The sequence below is a fragment of the Sulfurovum aggregans genome (genome assembly GCF_055385215.1).
Window position 1 is genome coordinate 1,735,338 of the sequence record NZ_AP042387.1, and the last position, 25,457, is coordinate 1,760,794.

General features: G+C 40.1%; 23 protein-coding genes. 15 read left to right on the plus strand and 8 right to left on the minus strand.

Annotated features, from left to right (window positions below; all coding sequences use genetic code 11):
- Positions 1-22: 22 nt before the first annotated feature.
- The 6 genes from ovoA to murC all read left to right on the plus strand — a co-directional run bounded on the left by ovoA (position 23) and on the right by murC (position 8,148).
- Complete coding sequence (ovoA, locus tag ACZ48W_RS08930) at positions 23-2,122, plus strand: 5-histidylcysteine sulfoxide synthase (RefSeq protein WP_464828035.1); 2,100 nt, start codon at positions 23-25, stop codon at positions 2,120-2,122.
- Between the two features lies 1 nt (position 2,123).
- Complete coding sequence (locus tag ACZ48W_RS08935; RefSeq protein ID WP_464828036.1) at positions 2,124-3,278, plus strand: MalY/PatB family protein; 1,155 nt, start codon at positions 2,124-2,126, stop codon at positions 3,276-3,278.
- Entirely contained in the window at positions 3,275-4,966 is a 1,692-nt protein-coding gene (gene dacB, locus ACZ48W_RS08940) for a D-alanyl-D-alanine carboxypeptidase/D-alanyl-D-alanine endopeptidase (protein WP_464828037.1), read from the plus strand. The genes ACZ48W_RS08935 and dacB overlap by 4 nt, the downstream gene beginning before the upstream one ends.
- Positions 4,967-5,010: 44 nt before the next feature.
- Positions 5,011-6,138 (plus strand): succinyldiaminopimelate transaminase, encoded by a 1,128-nt coding sequence (locus tag ACZ48W_RS08945; RefSeq protein WP_464828038.1) that lies wholly within the window; start codon positions 5,011-5,013, stop codon positions 6,136-6,138.
- On the plus strand, positions 6,139-6,741 hold the full coding sequence (locus ACZ48W_RS08950; protein ID WP_464828039.1) for a hypothetical protein: 603 nt from the start codon (positions 6,139-6,141) through the stop codon (positions 6,739-6,741).
- Positions 6,742-6,834: 93 nt separating this feature from the next.
- Positions 6,835-8,148, plus strand: a complete 1,314-nt coding sequence (gene murC / locus ACZ48W_RS08955; RefSeq protein ID WP_464828040.1) for a UDP-N-acetylmuramate--L-alanine ligase — start codon at positions 6,835-6,837, stop codon at positions 8,146-8,148.
- Between the two features lie 28 nt (positions 8,149-8,176).
- Here the strand turns inward: murC and ACZ48W_RS08960 are convergent, their stop codons facing one another.
- Positions 8,177-8,785, minus strand: coding sequence for an arylesterase (locus ACZ48W_RS08960; RefSeq protein WP_464828041.1), 609 nt, complete (start codon positions 8,783-8,785; stop codon positions 8,177-8,179).
- 73 nt (positions 8,786-8,858) lie between these two features.
- Here ACZ48W_RS08960 and ACZ48W_RS08965 point away from each other — a divergent pair, with 73 nt between their 5' ends.
- The 8 genes from ACZ48W_RS08965 to ACZ48W_RS09000 all read left to right on the plus strand — a co-directional run bounded on the left by ACZ48W_RS08965 (position 8,859) and on the right by ACZ48W_RS09000 (position 16,225).
- On the plus strand, positions 8,859-11,081 hold the full coding sequence (locus ACZ48W_RS08965) for an endonuclease MutS2 (RefSeq protein ID WP_464828042.1): 2,223 nt from the start codon (positions 8,859-8,861) through the stop codon (positions 11,079-11,081).
- A gap of 61 nt (positions 11,082-11,142) precedes the next feature.
- Positions 11,143-11,709, plus strand: coding sequence for a hypothetical protein (locus tag ACZ48W_RS08970; protein ID WP_464828043.1), 567 nt, complete (start codon positions 11,143-11,145; stop codon positions 11,707-11,709).
- A complete protein-coding gene (locus ACZ48W_RS08975) occupies positions 11,709-12,722 on the plus strand; it encodes a hypothetical protein (protein WP_464828044.1) in 1,014 nt (337 codons plus the stop codon). Before ACZ48W_RS08970 ends, ACZ48W_RS08975 begins: the two co-directional genes overlap by 1 nt.
- Entirely contained in the window at positions 12,715-13,530 is an 816-nt protein-coding gene (locus ACZ48W_RS08980; protein WP_464828046.1) for a tyrosine-type recombinase/integrase, read from the plus strand. The genes ACZ48W_RS08975 and ACZ48W_RS08980 overlap by 8 nt, the downstream gene beginning before the upstream one ends.
- A gap of 18 nt (positions 13,531-13,548) precedes the next feature.
- On the plus strand, positions 13,549-13,884 hold the full coding sequence (locus tag ACZ48W_RS08985) for a hypothetical protein (protein ID WP_464828048.1): 336 nt from the start codon (positions 13,549-13,551) through the stop codon (positions 13,882-13,884).
- Between the two features lie 2 nt (positions 13,885-13,886).
- On the plus strand, positions 13,887-14,522 hold the full coding sequence (locus tag ACZ48W_RS08990; protein WP_464828050.1) for a type III pantothenate kinase: 636 nt from the start codon (positions 13,887-13,889) through the stop codon (positions 14,520-14,522).
- A gap of 112 nt (positions 14,523-14,634) precedes the next feature.
- On the plus strand, positions 14,635-15,258 hold the full coding sequence (gene hisG / locus ACZ48W_RS08995; protein WP_464828051.1) for an ATP phosphoribosyltransferase: 624 nt from the start codon (positions 14,635-14,637) through the stop codon (positions 15,256-15,258).
- A 256-nt stretch (positions 15,259-15,514) separates the two neighbouring features.
- Positions 15,515-16,225: a class I SAM-dependent DNA methyltransferase gene (locus ACZ48W_RS09000; RefSeq protein ID WP_464828053.1), complete on the plus strand. Its 711-nt coding sequence runs from the start codon at positions 15,515-15,517 to the stop codon at positions 16,223-16,225.
- Between the two features lie 5 nt (positions 16,226-16,230).
- Here the strand turns inward: ACZ48W_RS09000 and ACZ48W_RS09005 are convergent, their stop codons facing one another.
- The 7 genes from ACZ48W_RS09005 to holA form a co-directional block, all read right to left on the minus strand.
- A complete protein-coding gene (locus ACZ48W_RS09005; protein WP_464828055.1) occupies positions 16,231-16,665 on the minus strand; it encodes a hypothetical protein in 435 nt (144 codons plus the stop codon).
- A gap of 12 nt (positions 16,666-16,677) precedes the next feature.
- Entirely contained in the window at positions 16,678-18,651 is a 1,974-nt protein-coding gene (locus ACZ48W_RS09010) for a S8 family serine peptidase (RefSeq protein WP_464828057.1), read from the minus strand.
- A gap of 98 nt (positions 18,652-18,749) precedes the next feature.
- Positions 18,750-20,072, minus strand: coding sequence for a hypothetical protein (locus ACZ48W_RS09015; protein ID WP_464828059.1), 1,323 nt, complete (start codon positions 20,070-20,072; stop codon positions 18,750-18,752).
- A gap of 344 nt (positions 20,073-20,416) precedes the next feature.
- The gene (rpsR, locus tag ACZ48W_RS09020; protein WP_464828060.1) at positions 20,417-20,680 is read right to left on the minus strand and encodes a 30S ribosomal protein S18; all 264 of its coding nucleotides are present in this window, start codon (positions 20,678-20,680) and stop codon (positions 20,417-20,419) included.
- Between the two features lie 11 nt (positions 20,681-20,691).
- Positions 20,692-21,183 (minus strand): single-stranded DNA-binding protein, encoded by a 492-nt coding sequence (gene ssb / locus ACZ48W_RS09025; RefSeq protein ID WP_464828061.1) that lies wholly within the window; start codon positions 21,181-21,183, stop codon positions 20,692-20,694.
- Between the two features lie 27 nt (positions 21,184-21,210).
- Entirely contained in the window at positions 21,211-21,579 is a 369-nt protein-coding gene (rpsF, locus tag ACZ48W_RS09030) for a 30S ribosomal protein S6 (protein WP_464828063.1), read from the minus strand.
- Positions 21,580-21,723: 144 nt separating this feature from the next.
- Complete coding sequence (gene holA / locus ACZ48W_RS09035) at positions 21,724-22,701, minus strand: DNA polymerase III subunit delta (protein ID WP_464828064.1); 978 nt, start codon at positions 22,699-22,701, stop codon at positions 21,724-21,726.
- Positions 22,702-22,858: 157 nt separating this feature from the next.
- Between holA and ACZ48W_RS09040 the strand changes: the two genes are divergently transcribed.
- Positions 22,859-25,453 carry an Ig-like domain-containing protein gene (locus ACZ48W_RS09040; RefSeq protein WP_464828065.1) on the plus strand — a complete coding sequence of 865 codons (2,595 nt, stop codon included), beginning with the start codon at positions 22,859-22,861 and terminating at the stop codon, positions 25,451-25,453.
- Positions 25,454-25,457 lie beyond the last annotated feature (4 nt).

A 25,457-nucleotide genomic window follows, 5' to 3' on the forward strand; every position in this document is an offset into this window, starting at 1 on the left:
TGAAGTTCTTGAGGAGAAACATGTGATAAAAATACCTACACTTACAGGCGAAAACAGTGAAGAAAAACGTCAAGAGATAAAGACGTATTTTCAACGCTGTTATAAACGCTATGAATCACTTTTTGATATCGTAGCTGATGAAAAAGCCTACTTCCAAAAAGCAGATGAACTGCGTCATCCTATTATTTTTTATTACGGGCATACAGCCACTTTCTTTATAAACAAACTCAAGCTTGCCAAGATCATAGATGAACGTATAGATCCAAAACTGGAGTCTATTTTTGCTGTAGGCGTAGATGAGATGAGTTGGGATGATCTCAATGAAAAGCATTATGAGTGGCCAACACTTTCTCAAACACAAACATACCGTGATAAAGTCTATAAAGTCGTCTCTGGGCTTATCGATAGACTTCCTTTAGAGCTTCCTGTCACTGAGGACTCTCCATGGTGGGTGATCTTAATGGGAGTAGAGCATGAAAATATCCACCTTGAAACCTCTTCTGTTCTTATACGCCAATTGCCTTTTGAAACCATCAAAGAAGATCTGAACTGGAAAGAGTGTACAGAGTATGGCGAGGCACCCCAAAATGAACTTTTAGAAGTAAGTAACGGTACAGTGATACTGGGTAAGAACAGAGATGCAAAACTTTTTGGCTGGGACAATGAATATGGCAGCCATCAAGCACATATCCCTGCATTTAAGGCATCCAAGTACCTTACTTCAAATGCCCAATTCCTTGCTTTTGTAAAAGAGGGTGGGTATGAGAATGATACGTTTTGGTGCAGTGAGGGTAGAGCATGGAAAGCATTTACCAAAGCGAAACATCCTCTATTTTGGATAGAGAGTGAGGAGGGGTATAAACTTCGTACACTTACCAGAGAGATCGATCTGCCGCTAAACTGGCCTGTGGAAGTGAACTACCTGGAAGCAGAGGCCTTCTGTAAGTGGCTGAGCGGGAAAGAGGGTTTGACGCTTACTTTACCTACTGAAGAGGAATACATACGTTTACGTGATGAAACTAAAGTACCTTCCTACTTAGAGTGGAGAGGGAAAGGTAAAGCACCGGCCAATATAAACCTGGAGGGTTTTGCTTCATCTGTACCTGTAGACTGTTATGAGCATAATGGATTTTATGATGTCATAGGAAATGTATGGCAGTGGTCCCGTACACCTATCTACCCTTTTGAGGATTTTAAAGTACATCCTGTCTACGACGATTTTACCGTACCTACTTTTGATGGCAAACATAATCTCATCAATGGAGGTTCATGGATAAGTTGTGGAAATCTTGCAACACAAAAGAGCCGTTATGGGTTTAGGCGGCATTTTTATCAACATGTAGGCTTTCGATATGTAGAGAGTAACTATGAGGAAAAAGTGACTACCAACAGCTATACTACCGATAGTATTATCTCACAATATTGCCATTTCGGGTGGGGTGAAAATGCATTGGGAGTCGAGAATTACCCTGCGAAATGCACAAGCATCGCTTTGGAATATATGAAAGACAAACCGAAACGAAAAGCATTTGATATAGGCTGCGCCATAGGTCGAAGCTCTTTTGAACTTGCACGCGGGTTTGATGAAGTCATAGGGGTGGATTTCTCAGCAAGGTTCATTCAGGAAGCTCAGGCATTAAAAGAGAACAGCATACTTCGTTACGTGATGCCGACAGAGGGGGAACTGGAAAATTTTCATGAAGTGAATCTTACAGCATTTGATCTGGAAGAAGAACGTAAAAAAGTAGCATTCTGGCAGGCAGATGCCTGTAACCTCAAACCTGTTTTTAAAGATTTTGACCTTATCTTTGCAGGTAATCTTTTAGATAGACTTTATGACCCCAAGAAGTTTTTAGATTCACTTGCTTCACGGTTAAATGAAGGAGGACTGTTCATTATGACCTCCCCATATACCTGGCAAGAGGAGTCTACCCCTAAAGAGAAGTGGATAGGAGGGTATAAAAAAGATGGTGAGAATGTGAGTATACTGGAGGGATTAAAAGAGATTCTTGAACCTCAATTTGAACTCATAGATACACAAGACATACCTTTTGTTATACAGGAGACGGCAAGAAAACATCAACATACCATCGCAGAGATGACAGTATGGCAGAAGAGGTAGTATGTTTGAGGCTGTAGACAGACAGGGTACGTATTCTGTTAAATTTGATGAAGCCAAACAGAAGTTCGGTACCGATGATCTGCTTCCTCTTTGGGTCGCCGATATGGATCTGGCTTCACCTTTATGTGTGCAGAAGGCTCTAAAAGCAAGAGCGGTCCATCCTCTGTATGGTTATACTGTCTACCCGGAGAACTATTTCAGGTCTATCCAAAACTGGATACAAAAAAGATTTGACTGGGATGTAGAACGTGAGTGGATAGTCCCTGCATACGGTGTTGTACCCTCTATCAACTTTGCCATTAATGCCTATACGCAAGAGGGGGACGGTATTATCATCCAGAGTCCGCTTTACCCTCCCTTTGCCGCTTCCGTACATAGGCAGAAACGTACACTGCTTGATAATGTTCTGTGTTATGAAGAGGGTAAGTACAGTATGGATTTTGAAGATTTTGAAGCCAAAGCACGAATGGCAAAACTCTTTTTACTCTGTTCTCCACATAACCCTACAGGCCGGGTATGGGATAAAGAAGAGTTGGAAAGAGTGATCGATATCTGTGTGGAGCATGATGTGTTGATCGTTTCTGATGAAATTCATGCGGATATCGTTTATGAAAAAACACATCACAGTATAGGCTCTTTTGAAAAGATCGCCCAGAAATGCATCATCCTGAATGCACCTTCCAAAACCTTCAACATTGCAGGGCTCAACAGCTCTTATGCCATTATCCCGGATAGAAAACTGCGTAAAGCTTACATCCATGAGCAACGCAGATCCGGTATCACCAACGGCAATCCTTTCGGTATAGAAGCTTTAATGGCGGCATATGATGAGGGTGAGGCATGGCTTGAAGCATTGAAAGAGTATCTGTCTGCCAATATAGCATTTGTAAAAGCTTTTATGGAAAAGCATAAGATCCCTGTCAAGTGTATCACTACAGAAGCAACTTTTCTCATGTGGCTTGATTGTAAAGCATTAGGGCTGGAACACAAAGCATTAGTAGACTTTTTTGTGAATCAGGCAAAATTGGGATTGAATGACGGAGAGAGTTTTGGTGAAGCAGGCAGCGGGTTTATGCGTCTGAATGTAGGCACTTCAAAAGAAGTTTTGGAAGAAGTTATGGAAAGATTATTTCAGGCGTACAGGAAAATGATTTGAAACAGATTTTTATACTTTATCTTTTGATCAGCTGCTGGGCATATGCATTTCCTTCCGAAATAGAGAATATGATCCAAAAATCCAATATTCCCAAAAATGATATCAGTATCTATATTAAAGAGACAGGGGTCAATACCCGGGTATTGGCATCTCTCAATGCAAGTAAGACCCATACACCTGCCTCGGTCATAAAAGTACTGAGTACGTATGCATCTGTTTTAAAATTAGGATTTGACTATCGTTGGCCCACACAGTTCTATAGTACAGGTGCAGTGAAAAACGGTGTACTTTATGGTGATCTTCTGGTAAAAGGTTTTGGTGATCCCACACTCTCTTCAAAAGACCTGGATAACATAGTAGCCAATATCAAAGCCAAAGGTATTCGAAGAGTAACAGGTGATATTGTCATAGACAGAAGTTATTTTGCGGTAGGGACAAAAGACAATTCCGGATTTGACAAGTATACTTACAGTCCGTACAATGCTATGCCGGATGCTATGATGTTCAATGAACGTGTCAGTACCATTTATGTCATACCGAACAAAGATGAGGTAAGCAAGAAAGAGGTAGATGGAAGTTATATTGTCCGGAATCATCTACAACGTGTCAATAAGCCGTGTAGAGGGAGGTACTCCTGGCCGGCTGTGAAGATAGACAAGAGTAAAGCAATACCCGAAGTCCTGCTGAAAGGTAAAATTTCAAAGCGCTGTGGAAAAAGAAATATCTGTAAAGTGATCACCAAGCCTTACAAATCCTTTTATTATGCTTTAAAAGATGCATTGGAAAAAGCAGAGGTAAAGGTAGCCGGAACAATGCGTTTACGTAAAATTTCTGCAAATGCACGTATTTTGTTCATCCATTACTCTGAAAGTTTAGAGAAGATCATCTCCAAAACGGCTAAAAAATCAAACAATCTGTATGCGCGCCATCTGCTTCTCTATCTGGGTGCCAAAATGTATGGTGCACCTGCTACTGTAGCAAAAGGTAGAAAGGCAGTGGAGTATATTTTACGAAGCAAGGGTGCTTTATGTGCGGGTACAATGAAAATAGACAATGGCAGCGGACTTTCACGCAGTGCCAAGATCAATGCAAAGATCCTGGCAGCTCTGTATGATAATGCCTATAGATATTATGGACAGAGATGGATGAATACGCTTTCCATTGCAGGGGTGGATGGAACCATCAAAAAGCGTTTTAGAAGAACCGCCGTGAAAAATCGTGCCTGGATGAAAACAGGAACACTGAAAAGAGTCAAAAATATTGCCGGGTATGTGAAAAGCAGGTCAGGCAGACTCTATACGGTAGTGATATTGGTCAATACAAAAAAAGGAAATTGGAGGGCAGCAAAGCTCCAGGATGATATTATAAAATGGCTTGTAGAATATAGGGAGAAAAGAGCACAGCCTTCAATTGATACATTATGGTCTATGGAAACAAATGAACCTTCTGATTCTCAGGGGAAAACCTCCCCCTTGCAAAGATATTATGTACAGGTAGGTCTCTTCAACTCAATTCCAAATCAGAATTATCTGCTTAGACTTGAACATTTTGGACTGCCTTATAAGGTACGTCATTCTGACAAGTACCAAGTTCTTGTAGGGGCATACAAGGATGAACAGAGTGCCAGAACAGCATTGAAAAAAGTACGCAAACATATTAGCAGCGGTGCTTTTTTGATAAAGTTATAGTTTACTGCAACTACGCTATAATTCCTTAAAAATTTAGGGCAGCAATGAACTTTGAAACTTACCCCTTTGAGAAACTTAATCTCCTTCTTGAAAATGTAGTACCCAACAGTGCTTATACACCGCTCTCTTTGACCATCGGTGAGCCTCAGTTTGAAACACCGCAGTTTATTCTGGATGCTTTGAAGCAGAGTGCGTCTCTGCTTAATAAATATCCCAAAACGGCTGGAGAAGCTGAGCTTAGAGAGGGGATGCTTACCTATCTTGAAAACCGTTTTGCATTAAAACTTGACAATACCCAGATCATCCCTACTTTCGGAACAAGAGAAGTACTTTTTAACTTTCCTCAGTTCTTACTGCATGATGTTGAAAACCCGGTGATGGTTTTTCCCAACCCTTTTTATCAGATCTATGAGGGTGCAGCCAAAGCATGTAGGGCTGAGGTAATTTACCTTAATCTTAATGCTCAGAATCATTTTCAGCCTGTTGTGGATGAAGCAGCATTGGCAAAAGCTGATTTTGTTATACTCAATTCACCTAACAACCCGACCTCTTCCGTGATGGGATTGAATGATTTGAAAAAGTGGGTAGAGTTGGCACTGAAACATGACTTTGTACTGCTCAATGATGAGTGTTATGCTGACCTCTATTTGGATGAGCCGCTCCCTTCACTTTTGAATGCAAGTATAGAAGTGGGTAATGAGTGTTTTAAGAACGTACTTGTGATCAACTCTATCTCTAAACGCTCTTCCGCCCCTGGATTGCGAAGCGGATTTATTGCAGGTGATGCAGAGATACTGAAAAACTATATGGTTTACAGAACGTATGTAGGCTGTGCTTCACCGCTGCCTCTGCAACATGCGGCAGCAGCAGCATGGGCTGACCAGGAACATGTAGATGATTTTAGAGCAAAGTATCAAAAGAATTTTGAAGTTGCCAAAGAAGTTTTAGGCGTAGATACACCTGAAGCTACTTTTTACATATGGCTCAAAGTAGAAGATGAGATAGCCTTTACAACCAAACTCTACAAAGAGTATAACCTCAAAGTGATCCCCGGTTCATTTTTGGGTAGAGAGGGTGAAGGCAAAGGGTATGTAAGACTTGCACTTGTGTATGAAGCAGACAAAACAAGAGAAGCGTTAGAACGAATTAAATTAGCATTGGAGAATAGTTAAATGGATATGCCTGAGATTCACGTAGAAGAATTAAAAAAAGACCCGGAGTTTTTAGCGAATATAAAAAGACTCGAAGAAGAGTGTAAAGAAGAAGAGAGTATTGCAAAAGGGTATCAGCTTTTAGATGCACAATTGGTTATCGAAGCAGCTGAAGATGACATTAATGAAGTTTTTACATTTATTGTAAACACAGCTTTTGATAAACTTGCAGAGTATCTTTCAACACATAGATCATTTGATATGAATGACATTGAAGAGAGAGCGATAGCAAGAGCGATCTATGAACATGCCATTCAACGCTACAGTGAGAATGATAAAAAAGCTGCCAAAGAGATGTTCTTAGTGTTGTATCATACCATCGACCATGCAGAACTTAAAGATGCAATGATGATACATGCATGTGCAGTGATGGCAGGAAACAGCTTTGATGATTTTATTGAGAATATGGTCGATGTAAGCGGTATAGATGAACATGATCCACTGGCCTTTTTCATTCAGACATTCGTACAGCCAAATGATATTCTTTTAACCATGTTCGCCAAGTATGTACAACAGGGAAAAGAAGAGTTGAAAGTTTTGGAAGAGGATGGCAAAAAGGCTTAGCCTTTTTGAAGTGAAGAGTGAGGAGTGAAGAGTGAAGAGTGACTGTAAGCATTGCTTTGCAATGCATTTATCAATGAATGTGGGAGAAAAAAGATGAAAATACATTTTATAGGTATTGGAGGTATCGGGCTCTCAGCATTGGCAAAATTTCTTTATAATGACGGACATAAGATTTCCGGTTCAGATATCAAACAAACAGAAATTACCAATGACCTGGCAACGAACTTTGATGCGAAGATCACCATTCCTCATCATGAAGATGCAGTAGAAGGTGTAGACAGGGTCATCTACTCAGCAGCGGTACGCAAAAATAATCCTGAGTACCAAAAAGCACAGCAGCTTGGTATAGAACTACTTTCACGTAAAGAGTCTTTGAAGTTTATCCTGGGTGAAAAAGAGGTCTATGCCGTGGGTGGAGCACATGGAAAAAGTACCACTTCCGCGATGCTCGCTTCTATCGTTCCTGAGTCCAATGCACTTATCGGTGCTATAAGTAAAGCGTTTGGCTCAAACGTCCGTAACTATCCTAACAATAAAGTGGTTTTTGAAGCAGATGAGAGTGATGAGAGTTTTTTAAATTCAAATCCTTACCTGGCTATTGTTACCAATGTTGAACCGGAGCATATGGAGTATTATGAGTATGATGAAGAACGTTTTTACAATGCCTATAAAAACTTTTTATCACTGGCTAAAGTACGTGTTATCAATGCAGAAGATGAATTCCTCGCTTCACTGGAGATGGAAAGTATTAAGCTCTACCCTTCAAAAGATATCAAAAACATAGAGTTCGTTCTTGTGAATGGTGAGCCCCATACAAAGTTTGAACTTTTGGATTTGGGTACATTTGAAGTATTCGGTTTTGGAAATCATATCGCACTTGATGCTGCATTGGCCATTTTGGGTGCATTGGAGCTTGGTGAAGCGTTGGAAGATATCCGTACAAATCTGCTGAGCTACAGAGGCATCAAAAAACGTTTTGATATTGTACAAAACCGGGAAAACTGTGTAGTCATAGATGATTATGGGCATCACCCTACAGAGATCAAAGTAACGATGGAGTCACTTCAAACCTATAAATCTTTACGTGAGTTCACCAAATTGAATGTCATTTGGCAACCTCATAAATATTCACGAACGATGGATAACCTTCAGGCATTTGTAGAGTGTTTTGAAGGTCTGGATGAACTTGTTATCCTTCCTATCTGGTCAGTAGGGGAACTTGAAGTAGATATAGACCTCAAAGGGGCATTCAGCCGATATAAATTGCTTATGGCTGATGCTGTTACAAAAGAAGACGGTATTGTAAAGATCATTAGGGACGGAAGTGTCATCAGGGAATACAGTGATGGACTTGTCACAGCTTTCGGTGCCGGAGACATTACTTATCAGATACGTGGAGAGGCATAAGGGCACCTATTGTTAAAGGTACCCATCATTATATCCATCCATTTTCTTTTAAACTCTCATAAATTTTATGAGCTATTTGCTTATATCCTAAAGCATTGGGGTGTACCTGGTCACTTTTCAGTGCGGAATTTCCCAAGATCTCTGTCAGTACTCCGCTGACAAGAGGAATATCTTCTTCATTGGAGACTTCTTCATAAAGTTCAAGCGGTGAGAGTCCAAACAAGCTTATATTCGGTACTGAGACAAGTAATACATCTATGTTTTTTCCTTTTGCCATATCTATCATAGTCTTTAGATTGTTCTTTAGGCTTGACATAGATTTTTTTCTGAGAATATCGTTGCCTCCTAAACAGAGTATCATCAGTTTGATGGACTTGTCCTGTAAGAGTGTCGGTAAACGTTTGAGCCCTGCTTCAGATGTTTCTCCGTTTATACCGGCATTGATCACTTTATGTCCTGTGAGAGAGGAGAGTACAGAAGGGTAGCTCTCTATAGGATTCGCACCATAGCCATAAGTGAGACTGTCGCCAAAAGCCAAGATGGTATCTTTGGGTGAGAGGGTTATAATATTTGAACTTTTCTTGGGAAACGTAAGGAGTGCCAACGCAACAAATATTGCAACCATTATATATTTCATATGCTTCCTTATGTGAGAGTATTATAGTATAATTTCAACCCAAACAACAATTACAGGCAGAGGAAACTGATACGTGTCAGCACAACAAACAAATGAAAAATCTATCATCCAGAAATTAGATCTTGATGGATATATTCATCAGTTCAGACAATTTTTAGCCAGAGAAAAACCGGTAGCGATGATGGGAGATATCAACCAGCATTACCGTTACATACAGGCACTCTCCAAAGTGCAGTTCCCACTACCGAAATCTGTACCAAATCTTGATAGAACATTAAATCTTATCAAAAAGCAAGGTGTACTTTCTTTAGATGAGATCTATGCTTTTGTGACGATACTCTCCTACTTTAATACTTTAAAGGCAGTAGGGTTTGCAGAACCGCTTAGTTCCTGGATACAAAATATCGAGATCCCTGAAGATATTGTTGAAATCATAGGGTATTTTACCGAAGAAGGGGATATCAACCCTGAACGTGATCCTGAACTTTTTAAACTTGAACGTGCGATCAAACAAAATAAAATTGATATCAAAGAGACGCTTTATAAACTTACCCACTCTGCTAAACTAAGGGATTATCTGGTTGACACACAAGTACATTTTAATGGTGGTGAGGAGACGCTTCTTGTACGTGGCGGGTTCAATAATGTTATTAAAGCTACAGTAGCAGCACGAAGTCCCGGCGGTTTTTTCTATATCCTTCCTCAAAGTATTTCTCATATGAAAGAGAAAGAGTCTGCACTGCTCAGTAAGAAAGAAGAGTTGATCTACCGTTACTGTAAAGATATCTCAGCTGTATTTTTGAAGTGGGAGCGTTTTTTATCGTTCATTAACAAAGAGTATGACCGGTTTGACCACTACCAGGCAAGAGTGAGTTTTGCCAGAGCCAAAGAGTATGAGTTCATCCTGCCGAGCAGACAAAAACGTATTAAACTTCAAGACTTTGCACACCCGGCCATAGAGAACCCTGTTCCTGTTACCATGGACATGAATAAACAGATCATGCTTGTAACAGGAGTGAATGCGGGAGGTAAGACGATGCTGCTTAAGTCCATGCTCAGTGCCGTTTATATGAGCAAATATCTTTTGCCCTTTAAATGTGATGCTTCCAAAACAGAAGTAGGACATTATAAAAGTATTGAAGCAGTGATCGATGATCCGCAGTCAGTAAAAAATGATATCTCAACATTTGCAGGACGTATGCAGGAGTTTGCGAAACTGTTCAATAAAGAAGATGCCATAGTAGGTGTGGATGAGATAGAATTGGGAACCGACAGTGATGAAGCGGCAAGCCTTTTTCGTGTGATGCTGGATGAGCTCCGTAAAAAAGGGATTACTTTTATCGTGACAACACACCATAAACGATTGGCTTCACTTATGGCAAGTGATGATGAAGTAGAACTCATTGCTGCGCTCTATGATGAAGAGAGACGTGTTCCGACCTATACTTTTCTACAGGGGAGCATAGGGAAGAGTTATGCTTTTGAGACAGCACAGCGTTACGGAGTTCCTGTAGGTATTGTCAATAGGGCAAAAGAGGTATATGGTGAGGACAAAGAGAACCTCAATGAACTGATAGAACGTTCTACTTCACTTGAACGTGAGATGCGTATGAAAATAGCAGAAGTTGATAAAGAGTTAAAGGCAGTTCAAAAACAGAAACAGAAGCTTTTGGATGAAGAGATCAAGCTTCAGGAAAGCCACAGAAAAGCCATAGCAACCCTTGAGAACCGTTACAATGCAGCAACCAAAAAGGCAAGAGAAGCCTTAAAAGCAAAAGAATCAACAGAAGGAAGACGACTTCTCAATGTAGCACATCAACGCAAAGAGTTCAAACAAAAAGAGATAAAACTTTCAGAAGAGATACCGCTTAAAGAGGGAGATAAGGTAAAGTACCGTTCCCATAAAGGTGAGTTACTCTCTTTGCGCGGCAAGGATGCTACGATCATTGTTGACGGACTTAAGATGAGGGTACCTCTTTCTCAGCTTAAGAGAAGAGGTGATACACCTAAAGTGAAAGTTTCACAAAAACCGAAACAGGCAAAAGTACATGTGGAAAAGTCAGGGGCAAGGGTGTCTGTAAAACTTCTCGGCATGTATGCGGATGAAGCTATAGATACCGTAGATAAGTTTCTCTCGGATGCACTGGTCAATGGACTGAGTGAAGTACAGATCATACACGGGACAGGTGGAGGTATTTTATCAAAGCTGGTAACAGATTATCTCAAAAATCATCCTAAAATAGAGAAGTTTTACAGGATGCCGGGGAACTTAGGGATTACAGTTGTTGAACTATAACCCAAATCTTAACTCTACAAGGTATAATATATGTTAATTAATTTGAATGTAGGAGAATGCAGTGGATATTGCAGATGTGAAAAAAGAGTTAAGCAGTGATGAAAAAATACTTGAGAGTGCGTTTAAATTAGAGACACTCTATAAGAAGCATAAATTCAAGATCTGGGGTATTGCCGCGGCTATCTTTCTCTTCTTTGCAGGCAGAACGGCAATGGATGCTGTAAAACAAGCAAGGCTTGAGGCAGCAAACAGTGCTTTCCTGGTACTTCAGACCAAAGCTGATGATGCACAGGCACTTGCAACACTTAAAGAAAAAAATCCGGCACTTTTTGAACTTTTTTCTTATGCCCAGGCAGCTAAAAAGCAGGATGTAAAAGCATTAAGCAGTTTAGTGAACAGCAGTGATCCGGTAATCGCAGATGCCAGCAGGTATACCATGGCAACACTTGAAAAAAAACCTGTTGATTCCATATTGTATAAAGAGATGGCATTGCTTGAAGAAGCGTATCTTGCGATCAAAGCAGGTAATACAAAAAGTGCCAAAGCAAAACTGGAACTCATTAATGAACGTTCACCGCTTGCAATGGTGGCATCGCTTCTCAAGCACTCTACATTAAAGGTAAAATAATGAAACAGGGATTATTTTTTACATTGGCAATCACGGCACTGATCTTTTCCGGATGTAGTTCTAAACAATATTTTGAACCGGAACAAAGCTATTCTGCATCAAGAGCAGTATCTTCCTATGGTGGAACTATTGTTGATATCAGCAGGGACGGTGCTACTTTACAGAACGGACAGTATATAGGGAAACAGGGATTAAGCAAGATCAACCTTGGTGAAGGGTATAGATTTTTGAGTGAAAGCTCTGCTTATGTGCTGGCAGGTAATACAGAGGGGATATTGAAGATCATTGATAAAAGTACTGGAGAATCGGTACGTGCGGTATCTCTTCATGTACCTATCGTCTCTGCAACGATCCGGAACGGGATGATCGCCTATATCCTGAATAATAATGCTTTTGGTATCTATCAGATAAAAAATAATCTAAAAATACTTGAAGACCGTTCAGAAAGAACTTTTGCTATCGATACCAGAGCTGCAAGTCCGATATTTATCGATGATCTGGCAGTCATGCCGATGCTTGACGGAAAATTGATCATTTTGAACTCTGCAGATACAGAAAATGCAAAAGTGGTCTATATCAGCAGTGAAAAAGCTTTTAACAACGTTGTGTATCTGTCCCGTATGGACAATATCATGGTGGCAGCAACACCGAAAAGACTGATCACACTGGGCAGTGGCGGACAAAAAGAGTATCATGCGAATATCTCTGAAGTCACTACTTCGAATGGAAATATTTATCTCTTTACGAAAGAGGGGGAAGTGGTGAAACTTGATACAGCACTTCAGCCACTGGCAAAAAAGAAATTCAAATTTGCACACTTCTCTGCTGCCACAGCATTCGGTGGAAGAGTTTTTGCTTTAGATCAGCAAGGCTCGCTTATCGTACTCTCTGCAGACTTAAGTAAATATAAGATCTATGATCTTGGAACTGTAGATACTCCGGTATTTATTACAGGAACAAAACTGTATAAAGACGGGAAGATCATTGATCTCTCTACATTAGGTTATGAGTGATCTACTCATAGCTTTTGAAGAATATCTGAGTGTCACTAAGGCACTGGATATGCTTACGGTCTCTTCTTATATAAGTGATCTAAAACAGCTTGAAGAACTTACACAAAAAAAACTTACGAAACTGGAAACGGCAGACGTACTTAAGTTTTTAGCTACATTTGAAAATAAACGAACCCTCAACAGAAAACTCTCAGCTATCAATACCTTTTTCCACTTTTGTCATCTTCAAAACTTTAGCTATGAAAAAATAAAGATCCCTATGGCCAAAGTGCCTAAAAATCTTCCTAAATATCTAAATAATGATGAGATCCTGAAAGCCATAAATAACATTAACAGAAGTACGCTTATGGGTTTACGTGATTATGCCCTGATACTTTTTTTGTATGCCAGTGGGTGTCGTATCTCTGAAGCATTGAGTGTAGAGAGAGGTGATATAGTGGAGGGATGGCTAAAGATAAGGTTTGCCAAAGGTGAGAAAGAACGTATGGTTCCTTTGGCACCTGTAGCATTGGAAGCATTGGAAGCATACATGAAAGAACAGGATCTGCACAGCAGTTATCTGTGGCTCAATTACAGAGGTGAACCATTAAGCCGTATCTCTGCCTATAAGACAGTAAAAAAATATTTAGGTGTCTCACCCCATGTATTACGTCACTCTTTTGCTTCTTCTCTTATCATTGGTGGTGCAGATTTGCGTGTAGTACAGGATTTATTGGGACATAGTTCACTGGAGACCACACAGATCTATACGCATATACAAAAACAGAACCTGGCAGATACAATGCAGAGTTATCATCCGCTTAGCTGATTTAGGTATCATGTTATTATGAAAGAGATCGTAGAGCATTTACAAAAAAAGCATATTATATTCAAATCACTTAAAGAGGTAATGCCCAAAGAACTTGGTTCGCGTAAAAAGGTTGCACTCTATCTGGGTGTTGATCTGAAAGGCTATTATGCTTTGGTCATGCAAGTTGAAAAGAAGAGTAGAGTGCTTCGAAAAGAAGCAGGTAAACTTATGGAACTGCATGAAAAAGTAGAGAAGTATATTGACAGTAAGGTCACCAAAAAATATATTATCATCAAAGCACCACTCTGCTCTCATGCCAAAGCAATGTTGGAAGAGCATGGTTGGCGTGTTTTTAGTGATAGTGGAGAGTGAAAGTGATAGCAGGAAGAGAGAAATTATGGTTAGCAGATATTGGCAATACGCATATTCATATCTATAATGGTGAAAAAGTAGAACATCTTAAGTATGAGGATGCTATAGAAAAATACCATGATACATCACTTTGTTACATTTCGGTAAAACATCATCTTGAAGAGAAGATAGAAAAGATCAAGTCTTGGAAAAATATCTCTAAAGAGATAATCTTGGAGGGTGCTTATGAGACTATGGGTGTAGATAGAAAAGCACTGTGTCTAAGTCATAGAGATGGTCTCTTCGTAGATGCCGGATCGGCTATTACAGTAGATATTATGGAGGATGGAGTTTATAGAGGAGGATTCATCCTGCCCGGGTTGAAAGCTTATCTTGAGAGCTACAGATCCATCTCATCTGTTTTAGATATGGATTTAAATGATCAAATATCACTCAGCACACTTCCTACCACAACTAAAGATGGGATAAGCTATGGTATAATTGCGTCTATAAAAGCACTCATAGATAAACATAGTAATGGTAAAAAGCTCTACTTTACGGGTGGAGATGGTCAATTACTTGCTAATTTTTTTGATGATGCTATCTATAATGAAACATTGGTCTTTCACGGAATGCTTAGAGCATTAGAGACAAAGTAGTAAGGTTTTAAATGAAATTTGTTCAACAAGAAGTAGTATTGCAGAGCAATACATACCAACACTTATCACTCATCACTCATCACTCATCACTTTCACCTCAAGGAGATGAACTATGTTAACAGTAGCACTTCCAAAAGGAAGAATTGCAGAGCAGACTCTGGAAATATTTGCAGAGATCTTCGGTGGAGAATTCAAGTTTGAGGGGAGAGAACTCATTTTAGATATGGGTGAATTTCGTTTTTTAAATGTCCGTAACCAGGATGTCCCGACATATGTAGAACACGGTGCAGCCGATATCGGTGTAGTAGGTTTGGATGTGATCACTGAAAAAGAACTTGATATCATCCAACTTCTTGATATGCAGCTTGGTAAATGTAAAGTAGCCATTGGTATTAAAAATGAAGATGAACTCGACTGGTCACGCCCCAACATAAAAGTGGCAACCAAAATGGTGAATATCACTAAAAACTACTTTGCCAAAAAAGCTGTAGGGGTAGAGGTGGTAAAGCTTTATGGTTCCATAGAACTTGCACCTTTAGTAGGTCTTGCAGATGCTATTGTTGACATTGTAGAGACAGGTAGTACTATGAGAGAAAACGGACTGAAAGTAGCGGAAGATATCATGGACTCTTCTGCACATCTTATCTCCAATAAAAATAGTTTTTATGCGAAAAAAGAGGAAATTCTCTCTCTTTATGAAAAAATCAAAACAGTTGTTAACCACCCAACCAAGTAGGTATCTATACTTTTAAAAGAACGAGAGGAGGCAAGTTGTGAGTGAAAAAATATGTAGGACTAGCTGGCTAATTCAAAGATTTTTTTGCTTGCAGATTGTCTTCTCTCGTTCTTCCCAAAGGGTGCAGTGCTTTCGCCCATACTCTACGTTAGATTTTTTCGAATTCGCTCAGACGAGTCCTTCAAAACTCTGCCTTGATTATGAACGAAATCACAGCATCAAAAATATAGATACCTACTTGGTTGGGTGGTAAGCCGTGGCTAGGAACAGTTCTGATTCACTTGACCTCTACGCCAAAGTAGAGGACCTTCTTGGTGTAAAAGAGGCTGCCCCGAGACTCTATGCACACTATCTTCTTTTTTTGAATTCACTGGATTTTGATACATTTCTGGATGTAGGTTGCGGTTCAGGTGATTTCCTGCGTCAGATGCAAGGCGCATTAGGTATTGAAGAAGTTATGGGTATCGATCTGAGCCCTGCAATGGTATCCAAAACAGCCGAACAAGGCATTCCCTCACAGTGTATCAACCTATGTGATTTAAGCGGAAAATATGATGTGATAACAGCTGTGTTCGATATGTTGAATTATCTGGATAAAGAAGCCTTGAAACATTTTTTAATTTGTGTGAATGAACATCTTAACGAAGGCGGATATTTTTTATGTGATATCAACACTCTTTATGGTTTTGAAAATGTTGCTGTAGGTTCATATATCGTAGATGATGAAGAACGTTTTTTGACGGTTGACAGTGATTTTGAAGAGGGTAAGTATATTTCAGAATTCACACTGTTTGAAAAAGAGGGTAAATGTTTCAAAAAATCTCAAGAAACAATCAAACAGTATTATCATACAGTAAATGAGATAGTGAACTCAAGTGGTTTAGAATTTGTTATAAGTGATGAATTCAACCTCTATGAATTAGAAGAGGCTGATAAAGTATTCTTGGTATTAAAAAAAGATAATTAAATTTCTTATCTAGGGATATTTTTCATATGCCAATTGGGCTTTATTGTTTCAATATTCGTTTCATTTTCAATAATATTATTTATCAGTTGAATATCACTTTGTTTTGAAAGATTTTGAAAGATATAGTAATCTATAAATAGTTTTGTGTGAAACTTAAGTCCATATTTTGTTTTGAATTCATCTATATATTCCGGTGAAGGAGACTTAAACCTTATGATAATACCTTGTTTCGCATTTATCTGTTTTACAGAGTAGGGTGTAGTCTTTGTTTTGAATGAATCATCTTTAGGAATCAATATGGTTCTTATGATCCCTTTGTCAAGTGTAATGAACTTGATATAGTTCTTTTCATTCATTTGAATCTTGACATTCTGTGAATATGTTACACTACTGCTTCCCAACAAAGCAAGAAGTAGAAATCCAATCATGTTCTTTTGCATCTGATACTCCTTTTAATGTCCGTAGATTTTCAGTGTTATATCTTTGAGAGTGCCTTGGTCATCAGTCACTGTATCCGTGATATCAACAGTCCAGGTTCCGTTACTTGATTCTCCCATCATAGCAGGGGTACTGAGTCTGAATCCGCCATCCATCCAATTTCCGCTGACTTGGGATCCTTCAGTCATCAGTGTGGTTTTTGTCCCCTGTGGCGAAGTAAGCTCAATCCTGTAGTCGGAAGCATGAGTAGAGTTGTTGTCTATAGTTGCCTCCACCCACTCTATTGTGATGTTGTCGGGGAGATTGAGTGTGAAAGAGTGGGCCGTATTATTATCTGCAATCGGGGTATTAAATATTTTTGTAACAGTTGCAGTTCTTTCCTGAGGAAGATTGGTATAATCAGAAGTACATGCATCGATCATTCCTTTTGCATTGATCAGGCCGAAACCATAATCAATACTGTGCTTGAGACCTGCACCGTTTATAACCCATGTAGGATTGGTATGGTCTACCAGTTTGGTATGTTTTGCAATGAGATATTTGATATCTCTCCAGGTAAGGTTGGGGCAGGCTTCAAGAACAAGAGCAATGGATGCTGCTACGGTTGGAGATGCAGAACTTGTTCCGTTCATTGCATATGTATAGTTCCCGTTAGTATCGTCATCCCATGTGTTTTTTCCTGAACCTGAATTGCTTGCTGTTCCCATCACAGTTGTTGTTCCGATGGTAGGACTGTTATAAGCATAATCCCCGCTGTAGCCCGAGACTAAGATATTTGCACCTGGATTGGAGTAGCTTGCATGGGTATTGTCATGCTTGAGTGCAGCTACCGTAATCACAAAACGATTGCTGAGTGAATATTCCAGATTGGCATTACCATTCAGACCTCTGTTATTTCCTGCGGCAAAGACATAGATCCTTCCTTTTCCGTCTCTCAAAATACTTGTACCCTGTTGCATAATATCTTCATAAAAAGTACTGGAACTATAATAGGAGCCCCAGCTGTTGTTCGTAACGGCTATTTCGTTGGCACCGTCTCCTGTAAGCCAAACTTTTTCAAGTTCAGCCATTCCCTGTGTCTCCAGCCAGTTACTTCCTGCAATTCTGGCAAAAGGAACAATACCTCTGACGCCTTTTCCGTTAAATGCCCGGGCTGCCATGATACCAGCTACCATTGTACCGTGTTCATAAGATGTCATGTATGTATTTGGAGAAGGATCCCCCACATTTTCTCCATCATAGGAGCGTGTAAGATCCATATTCTGTATCAGATCTTCATGAGCTGCATCTACCCCTGTGTCAACCACCTGTATAATGAGAGGATCACCGTGTCTGTATCCCATATAGCTGTGATAAATATTTAAAAGATCAAGATCGTTACCTGCTATGGTTTCCACACCGCTGTCATTTACAATGGAACCTACACTGTGTATGTGCCACTGCATATCAAAAAATATATCTCCATATGTATCTTCTGTCTCAAGTCCATCCTCTATACCATTATTATTCCCATCATTGTCATTCGGGTTTGTTCCTATAGCTATTTCTATATCGTTTGGAATAGAGTCTCCATCACCGTCATTTGCATAAAGTTCAGTAAAATCGGTGACAGTCACGGTAATATCCTGTTGCATTTGATTACCGGAAGTATCTGTAGCGTTAACAGTAACTTCGTAATTATTGTCACTATTGTTGTCTTCAGGTGTTTCATAATCCGGAGCTGTTTTAAATGTTAAAAGACCTGAGACACTGTTAATGGAAAACTTATTACTGTCACTTCCCCCTGTAATACTGTATGAAACGGCAGAAGTATCATCCGCATGTACAGCTATTACATCGATCTGGTTTTCTTCTATTGAAACAGTACTGTTTGTGGTAAAGTTTGGAGGAGTGGTATCTGATGTCTGATTTCCACCTCCCCCACATCCTGAAAAAACAAACAGCACACCCAACAAAAAAGAAATGGGTTTGAAAAGATATATTTTCATATGTAAAAGCACTTAAATACCGGAAAGAAAGAACATTAATATATGTTCTTTTTCAAGATGAACCTGTGAAAGTCCATCTTTGAGTATCCTACGTATATTTAGCGGTCTATCCCCACTATATCTCCGCAGGTACTGTTTCCTACCATATCCTCTGCACAAGTATATGTTGTCTGGTTTCCGTCTACTGCAATAGTGGCAGAAGCAATATTGGTAGAAGTATTATAATCAAAAGTAACTACTGCACTTCCGTCTCCTGTAATATGTACTTCTCCCGCCTTTGGTATTGTTGTCAGCAGTTCAAATCCCGGAGCAGCAGTTTCTACGGCTTCTCCACAGGTATTTGAGACATTGGTATCAAGTACTATGGTCTGAACAGTTTCAACATCAACCTTCCCGCCTATGCATGAGGCACCGACAGTACCATTTATAGTGATATCCGCGGTGAACGGTTCCGTTCCAGTTGGCTGCATTGCCGGCCAGTACCAGGTAGATACATAGTTGTCAAAGAAAAGATAGCTGATCAAATCCCCATTCACTTCACTACCGCTGTAGCCATTGGCTGTAAATATTCTGCTTTGTTCTGTGGTTGTGGCATTAAGGTCAACACCTATGGCACTGTTGATCTGTTCATAGACTACAGTATCATTTTCATATCCTTTGAAAGATTGTTCCATATCTGCCGTATAGATCTTTTCTATGGTCTCGGGAGCAGGATCTGCACCCGGTGCATTGAATGTTCTTGTTTGCATCTTGACCATACCATCAGCATAGGCTTCTGAGATCTTGGTTCCCGTTGCATTGTCTTCAGTAATTAATGCAAGTGCTTCAGCTTCCCTTTCCTGAGAGTATGAATCTATGGTTGAATTATTTTCAAATATTGTACGATAGATACCGGTAAAGGTATATCGCATATCCGGCATGTCTACAGGTACCATATTGTTGATGAAAATACTGCTGGGTAGACCATCAATATATGGAGTATTCATTACACAATGGTTAAATGTATACGTTGCTGCATAATAATCAGTTACATCCGATGAAGTGGTCCATTCTACAGTATAGTTTCCGTCATATGTACATTGTACCGTATAATTATCTTCAGTACTTTCCAGTAGTTGAGTATCTATTCCTTTTTGAATAGATATGGATGGTAGTTGGCTCAGCATTGTTGCCGGTGTGCTGCTTGGCTCACCGACTATATCTTCCAATTCTGAATCTACGAACAATGCTCCCATGATCTCACTTGCTACTATAATACCGACACCCGCCTGTCCATCCTCCGATGATTGCATTTGGGCAGACTGTGTTACTTCTGCAGGTATAGTGTCATCCTGATCACTGCTGCTCTTGGATGTACAGCCTGTTATACTGCTTGCAATAAGCCCTGCCACTGTTATAATTGACAAAAATTCCTTTTTCATTGTTCCCTCCTCAGGTTTTAATGAAGACCTAAAATTAGGTACTTTCCCAATAATATAACTTTTTTACTTAATTGAATGTTAAAATAGAGCATAGGAGAATAGCGCATTTTTTATACATTAAATTGATGTTTAACAGTTTTTTAGAAGTTTGATTTTTATAGACAAAGTATAAGTAGAAACTGCAAAAGTTATCATTGCAGTTATTGTTTGCAAGACAGTTATCTGTTGTGATCTTATTACCATCAAAAGGATTTTAAGGTGATGAAAAATAGGGGGGAAAAAGGTAAAGATAATATAAAGAAAAAACGTACTTACCCGTGAAAACCGGGTAAGCAAAGAAAGATCTATTTGATCATTTCAAATGGAGATTCAACAACATTTTTTCTATCTACGATATAAGGAATAAGTGCTGTTTGTCTTGCTCTTTTGATCGCTACTGTTACAAGCTCCTGGTGTCTTTTACAGTTACCAGTCAATCTTCTTGGCATGATCTTGAATCTTTCGCTCAAACTGAATTTAAGTGAATTCAAATCTTTATAGTCGATAAAATCAACTTTCTGCTCACAATATTTACAAAATCTCTTTTTAAATTTTCTTCTTTCTGCCATGGTATGTTCTCCTAAAACGGTATTTCATCTTCGTTGATGTCAATTTCTGGGATGTTGGATGTCTGTGCTTGTTGTGGTGCAGCTTGCGGTGCCGGCTGAGAAGGTGCATTATAAGATGGTGTACTCTGAGAATATGTATCTCCGGCAGGTGCTGCATTGTAGCCACCTTGTGCATCATCTTTGCTACCCAGCATCTGCAGATTCTCTACAGTCACTGAGTGTTTGCTTCTTTTTGTTCCGTCCTGTGCTGTCCACTGGTCAAGCTTCAATCTTCCATCCACTAAAACTTTGCTACCTTTACGTAAATACTGATTTGCTATTTCAGCAGTTCTGCCAAAGAAGGTCAAGTCTATGAAAAGTACTTCTTCTTTTTGTTCACCGGTTGCAGATTTGAATTTACGTGAAGTGGCAATTGCCGTATTTCCTATGGCACTCCCCCCCTGCGTATATCTAACTTCTACATCTCTTGTCAGGTTTCCTGCTAAAATAATTTTATTGTACATAAGGTTGCTCCTGTAAGTCGCTTTTAATTACGCTTCTGCTGCTGCTTCTGCAGGTGTAGATTTTTTGTTCGCTGCTGCAACAAGCTTGTCAAATTGTGCGATCTCTTTGTTTTTACTGTATTTTACAGTTAAAAACTTAATGATCTCTTCATTGATCTTAAGGTTTCTTTCGATCTCTGCGATCGCTTCACCTTTTGTTTTATAGAAAAGTACAGTGTAGTATCCTCTGTCATTTTTCTCTACAGGATAAGCAAGTTTTCTCATACCCATATCATCAGTAGCAAGAAGTTCCGCTTCTACTTTTGTAAGAACGTCTTTTACTTTTGCAATTTGTGCTGCGATCTCTTCTTCTGTAAGTGTAGGTTTAACTACAAACAGTGTTTCATAACAATTCATATTGTTTCCTTTTGGTTTAATAGCCCATATAACGCAAGCGTTTTTATAGCACTTGTCCAAAAATGAGCAAGAATTTTGGAAGCGATATTTTACAGTTTTTTAGCTTTGGTTTTGTTGAGATTGTATATGCATACATGGTCAAACCTACAGATAACTTTGTATCTTTATCAGCATACTATACAGTAAAACCTCACGTTGTGTGGCAGGGGCCTGTTTCATTGCTATTTCACTCTCCAGGAGATGTTCGAATATTTTTAAAAGAGATGCTGATCTGATACGTAAAGCCAGCTGGGCTTTCTGGTCCTCTATCTGTTTGGGGAGTTTGTATCCAAGTATGGCTGCCGAGTCCACATGTCCGTTGAGTTTAATGTAGGCATGAAAAAGGAAGATCTGATTTACAAAATATTGTGTAGAACGCAGTAATGATGCTTCATCCTCTCCCAGGTCAAGCAGTTTGGTGATAGTAGCTGTGATGGGTTTTTTGTTAAAGAGATCGATAAGCAGTTGTTCTGTAGCAAGTGGTGCCGTAGAGTAGACCAGCCTGTCTATGTCTTTGCTTGTTACCTTTATGCCAAGTATAGCGAGTTTGTCCAGTTCATTGGAACACAGAGCAAGATTGTTGTTCAGCAGCAGCATAAGATGCTGAAGTGCATAATGGTCTATGTCGAGTTGTATTTTTTGTGCTTTTTGCTGCAATATGGTGATACCGTCACGAATATTGGGTTCAAAGAACCGTACCCATACACCACCTTTTTTCTCTGTAAAGGCAGACTGCATGCTTTTGGCATCTTTTGCTGTACCTGCATAAGCATAAAGGAAATAGTTGTCACTGTTTTTGTTGGCAAGTTCTACGAGGAGGTCCAGCTCTTTTTTGGGTATTTTTTTTTCATGTTTTACTACAACAAGATTTGTCCCGCCGAACAAAGAAGTCTGGGAAAGAAAATTCTTTGCCTGTTCAAAGTTCCATTCATCATGGTAGAGACTGAGCATACTCTCTTTTGCATCGAGTTTTTGGATATAGGTATCGATATAATAGTCGATGAGATAATGGTTTTCACCGTAGAAAAGTACGGCTTTCGGCAAAAATTGTTTAAGACGTTGATCGAATTCTCTTTGATACATACGGGTTACTTTTATTGAATTGGGCCATTATATCAAAAATATGTAAAAGAGAAAAAAGTCTTCTGGAGTTTATATAGGTTTTAAACCTGAAAATGGTTTGCTTTAAGATTGAAAACTGTTATAATAAATTTGCTAAATTATAAAAGAGGGGTTGAATATGTTTAAAAAAGAGAATTCGTTCACCGGTTATCTTGTTGCCGGTATGTTGCTGGGGATGTCAGGCAGCGTTCAGGCCGCCGGAACATTAGAGGATATGAAAGTCCTTCCTGTAGTGCTTCCAAAGGCTGTTACATCGGTAAAAACGTCCGGTATCTCTTCTGCAAAACCGTATGCAGAAGGGGAGGTTATTGTTGTGATGAAAGAAAATCTGTCTGTTTCTACAGTTTCATCTGTTTTATCACAAAATAAGATCAAAGTACTCAAAGAGTATAAAACTCTCTCTTCCAAAAGCAAGGGTTCCTACATGTTGGTGTCGGGAAGTACTTCCACAGAAGAGCTTGTTGCACAACTTAAAAAAGATCCGAATGTAAAGTCGGTTTCGCCAAACTACAGACGCACGATCAGTGTAAAACCAAGTGACCCTGGTGACCCTGGATTTGATTACTTATGGGGGCTGAACAATACCGGACAGAATGTGAACGGTATAAGCGGTACAGCCGATGCCGACATCGATGCCCCCGAAGCCTGGGATACAGCAACAGGCTCTTCGGATGTGGTTGTTGCGGTTTTCGATACGGGTGTGGATTATACCCATGAAGACCTTTCTGCCAATATGTGGGTCAATCCTGGTGAGATATCCGGGAATGGTATAGATGATGACAACAACGGGTATATCGATGATGTTTACGGATACGATTTTGCAGGATGGACTGATGGCAGCAATGACCCTGATCCTATGGATATCATGGGACATGGAACACATGTCTCCGGTACCATAGGAGCAGAAGGTAATAACGGTGTGGGTATCACAGGTGTGAACTGGAATGTAAAGATCATGGCACTTAAAGTATTTATGCCTAATCTGGGAGCCTATGACGATGATATTCTGGAAGCGATAGACTATGTGCTGACCATGAAAGATAATGGTGTCAATATTGTGGCGATCAATGCATCCTATGGCGGCAGCTGTGGCAGTGATTTTCAAAATGACCCTATGAACGATGCTATAAAAAGCCTGGGGGATGCAGGCATCGTCTTTGCGGCAGCTGCGGGGAATGAAGCGAATGACAATGATGCTAACCCAAGCTGTCCGGCTTCCTATGATGCAAGCAATATCATTGCTGTGGCGGCAACAGACCAGGATGATCAGCTGGCAGATTTTTCCAATTATGGTGCAACCAGTGTAGATATCGCAGCACCGGGTACCAATATTCTGAGTACACTTCCTTCCTTTGCCATGCCTGACAATACTATTTTTTCTGATGATGTTGAATCAGGGGAAGGGAACTGGACAGCATCAGGAAGCTGGGCTATTACCACAGAAGAGGCTTACAGTTCTTCGCAAGCCTGGTCAGACAGTCCGGATGTAGATTATGCAAATAATACAAATGCGTCTCTTACCTATAGTTCAGATATAGATCTCTCAGGATATACCGGTCAAAATATCGGGCTGGGAGCATGCCTGAAGTTCGATATAGAAGAAGGGTGGGATTATTTATATATAGAAGCATCTGATGACAGCGGTTCCAGCTGGACGACACTGGGGAGTATTACCGGTACACAGAGTGCATGGGGATGTGGCGGTGTTGTGATCCCTGATACTATGAAAACAGCGAATTTCAGAATGAGACTTCGTTTAGTGACAGATAGTTCTGTAGTTCGTGACGGTGTCTATGTTGATGATATCGCCATAGGTGCCATCAACCCTTCCAGCAGTTATGCCTACTGGTCAGGTACCTCCATGGCAACACCGCATGTTACCGGCAGTGTTGCACTGATGGCTGCAGTCTTCTCCGCTAAAACAGTTGCTGAACGTATTGACCGTATTCTGAACGGTGTGGATGTATTGGGTTCACTGAACGGAAAAGTAGTAACAGGAGGACGGCTCAATATCGCGAACTCCATTAATCTTCCAGGAAACCACTCTCCTGTAGCCCAAAATGATACGGCAACCACCGTAGAGGACAGCAGTGTGGATATTGCAGTGCTGGACAATGACAGCGATGCAGAGGGGGACACGTTAAGCATCAGTGCAGTGACTTCACCTGCAAACGGTACTGCGACCATCAACGGAACAGAGGTAACCTACATCCCTGACAGCAACTATAACGGTTCGGACAGCTTCAGCTATACTGTCAGTGACGGTAACGGTGGTACAGCCACTGCAACAGTGAGTGTAACTATAACGGCTGTTAATGATGCACCGGTAGCCCAAAATGATACGGCAACGGTAGTTATAAACGGCAGTGTGGATATATCAGTTTTAAGCAATGACAGTGATGTGGATGGAGATACGTTAATCATCAGTGCAATAACTTCGCCTGCAAACGGTACAGCAATCATCAACGCAACAGAGGTAACCTACACCCCTGACAGCAACTATACCGGTTCGGACAGCTTCAGCTATACTGTCAGTGATGGAAACGGCAGTACAGATACTGCAACAGTGAGTGTTACTGTAACAGAAGATGGAGGAAGCGGCGGCGGTGGAGGTTGTACCTATAATCCTCACAATAAAGGTTTCGATGCAATGATGTTGTTCATGATGATGATGTCACTCTTTTATCCGTTGAGACGTAAGTATCTCAAATAGACTT

What these genes read in the sequence shown, in the direction of transcription:
- rpsF (WP_464828063.1), bottom strand. Translation starts at nt 21,579, where the DNA reads ATGAATTGTTATGAAACACTGTTTGTAGTTAAACCTACACTTACAGAA.
- ACZ48W_RS09010 (WP_464828057.1), bottom strand. Translation starts at nt 18,651, where the DNA reads ATGAAAATATATCTTTTCAAACCCATTTCTTTTTTGTTGGGTGTGCTG.
- ACZ48W_RS08980 (WP_464828046.1), top strand. Translation starts at nt 12,715, where the DNA reads ATGAGTGATCTACTCATAGCTTTTGAAGAATATCTGAGTGTCACTAAG.
- ACZ48W_RS08950 (WP_464828039.1), top strand. Translation starts at nt 6,139, where the DNA reads ATGGATATGCCTGAGATTCACGTAGAAGAATTAAAAAAAGACCCGGAG.
- ACZ48W_RS09040 (WP_464828065.1), top strand. Translation starts at nt 22,859, where the DNA reads ATGTTTAAAAAAGAGAATTCGTTCACCGGTTATCTTGTTGCCGGTATG.
- ACZ48W_RS08975 (WP_464828044.1), top strand. Translation starts at nt 11,709, where the DNA reads ATGAAACAGGGATTATTTTTTACATTGGCAATCACGGCACTGATCTTT.
- ACZ48W_RS08935 (WP_464828036.1), top strand. Translation starts at nt 2,124, where the DNA reads ATGTTTGAGGCTGTAGACAGACAGGGTACGTATTCTGTTAAATTTGAT.
- holA (WP_464828064.1), bottom strand. Translation starts at nt 22,701, where the DNA reads ATGTATCAAAGAGAATTCGATCAACGTCTTAAACAATTTTTGCCGAAA.
- hisG (WP_464828051.1), top strand. Translation starts at nt 14,635, where the DNA reads ATGTTAACAGTAGCACTTCCAAAAGGAAGAATTGCAGAGCAGACTCTG.
- ACZ48W_RS08960 (WP_464828041.1), bottom strand. Translation starts at nt 8,785, where the DNA reads ATGAAATATATAATGGTTGCAATATTTGTTGCGTTGGCACTCCTTACG.
- ACZ48W_RS09005 (WP_464828055.1), bottom strand. Translation starts at nt 16,665, where the DNA reads ATGCAAAAGAACATGATTGGATTTCTACTTCTTGCTTTGTTGGGAAGC.
- ACZ48W_RS09015 (WP_464828059.1), bottom strand. Translation starts at nt 20,072, where the DNA reads ATGAAAAAGGAATTTTTGTCAATTATAACAGTGGCAGGGCTTATTGCA.
- murC (WP_464828040.1), top strand. Translation starts at nt 6,835, where the DNA reads ATGAAAATACATTTTATAGGTATTGGAGGTATCGGGCTCTCAGCATTG.
- ACZ48W_RS08945 (WP_464828038.1), top strand. Translation starts at nt 5,011, where the DNA reads ATGAACTTTGAAACTTACCCCTTTGAGAAACTTAATCTCCTTCTTGAA.
- rpsR (WP_464828060.1), bottom strand. Translation starts at nt 20,680, where the DNA reads ATGGCAGAAAGAAGAAAATTTAAAAAGAGATTTTGTAAATATTGTGAG.
- ACZ48W_RS08985 (WP_464828048.1), top strand. Translation starts at nt 13,549, where the DNA reads ATGAAAGAGATCGTAGAGCATTTACAAAAAAAGCATATTATATTCAAA.
- ssb (WP_464828061.1), bottom strand. Translation starts at nt 21,183, where the DNA reads ATGTACAATAAAATTATTTTAGCAGGAAACCTGACAAGAGATGTAGAA.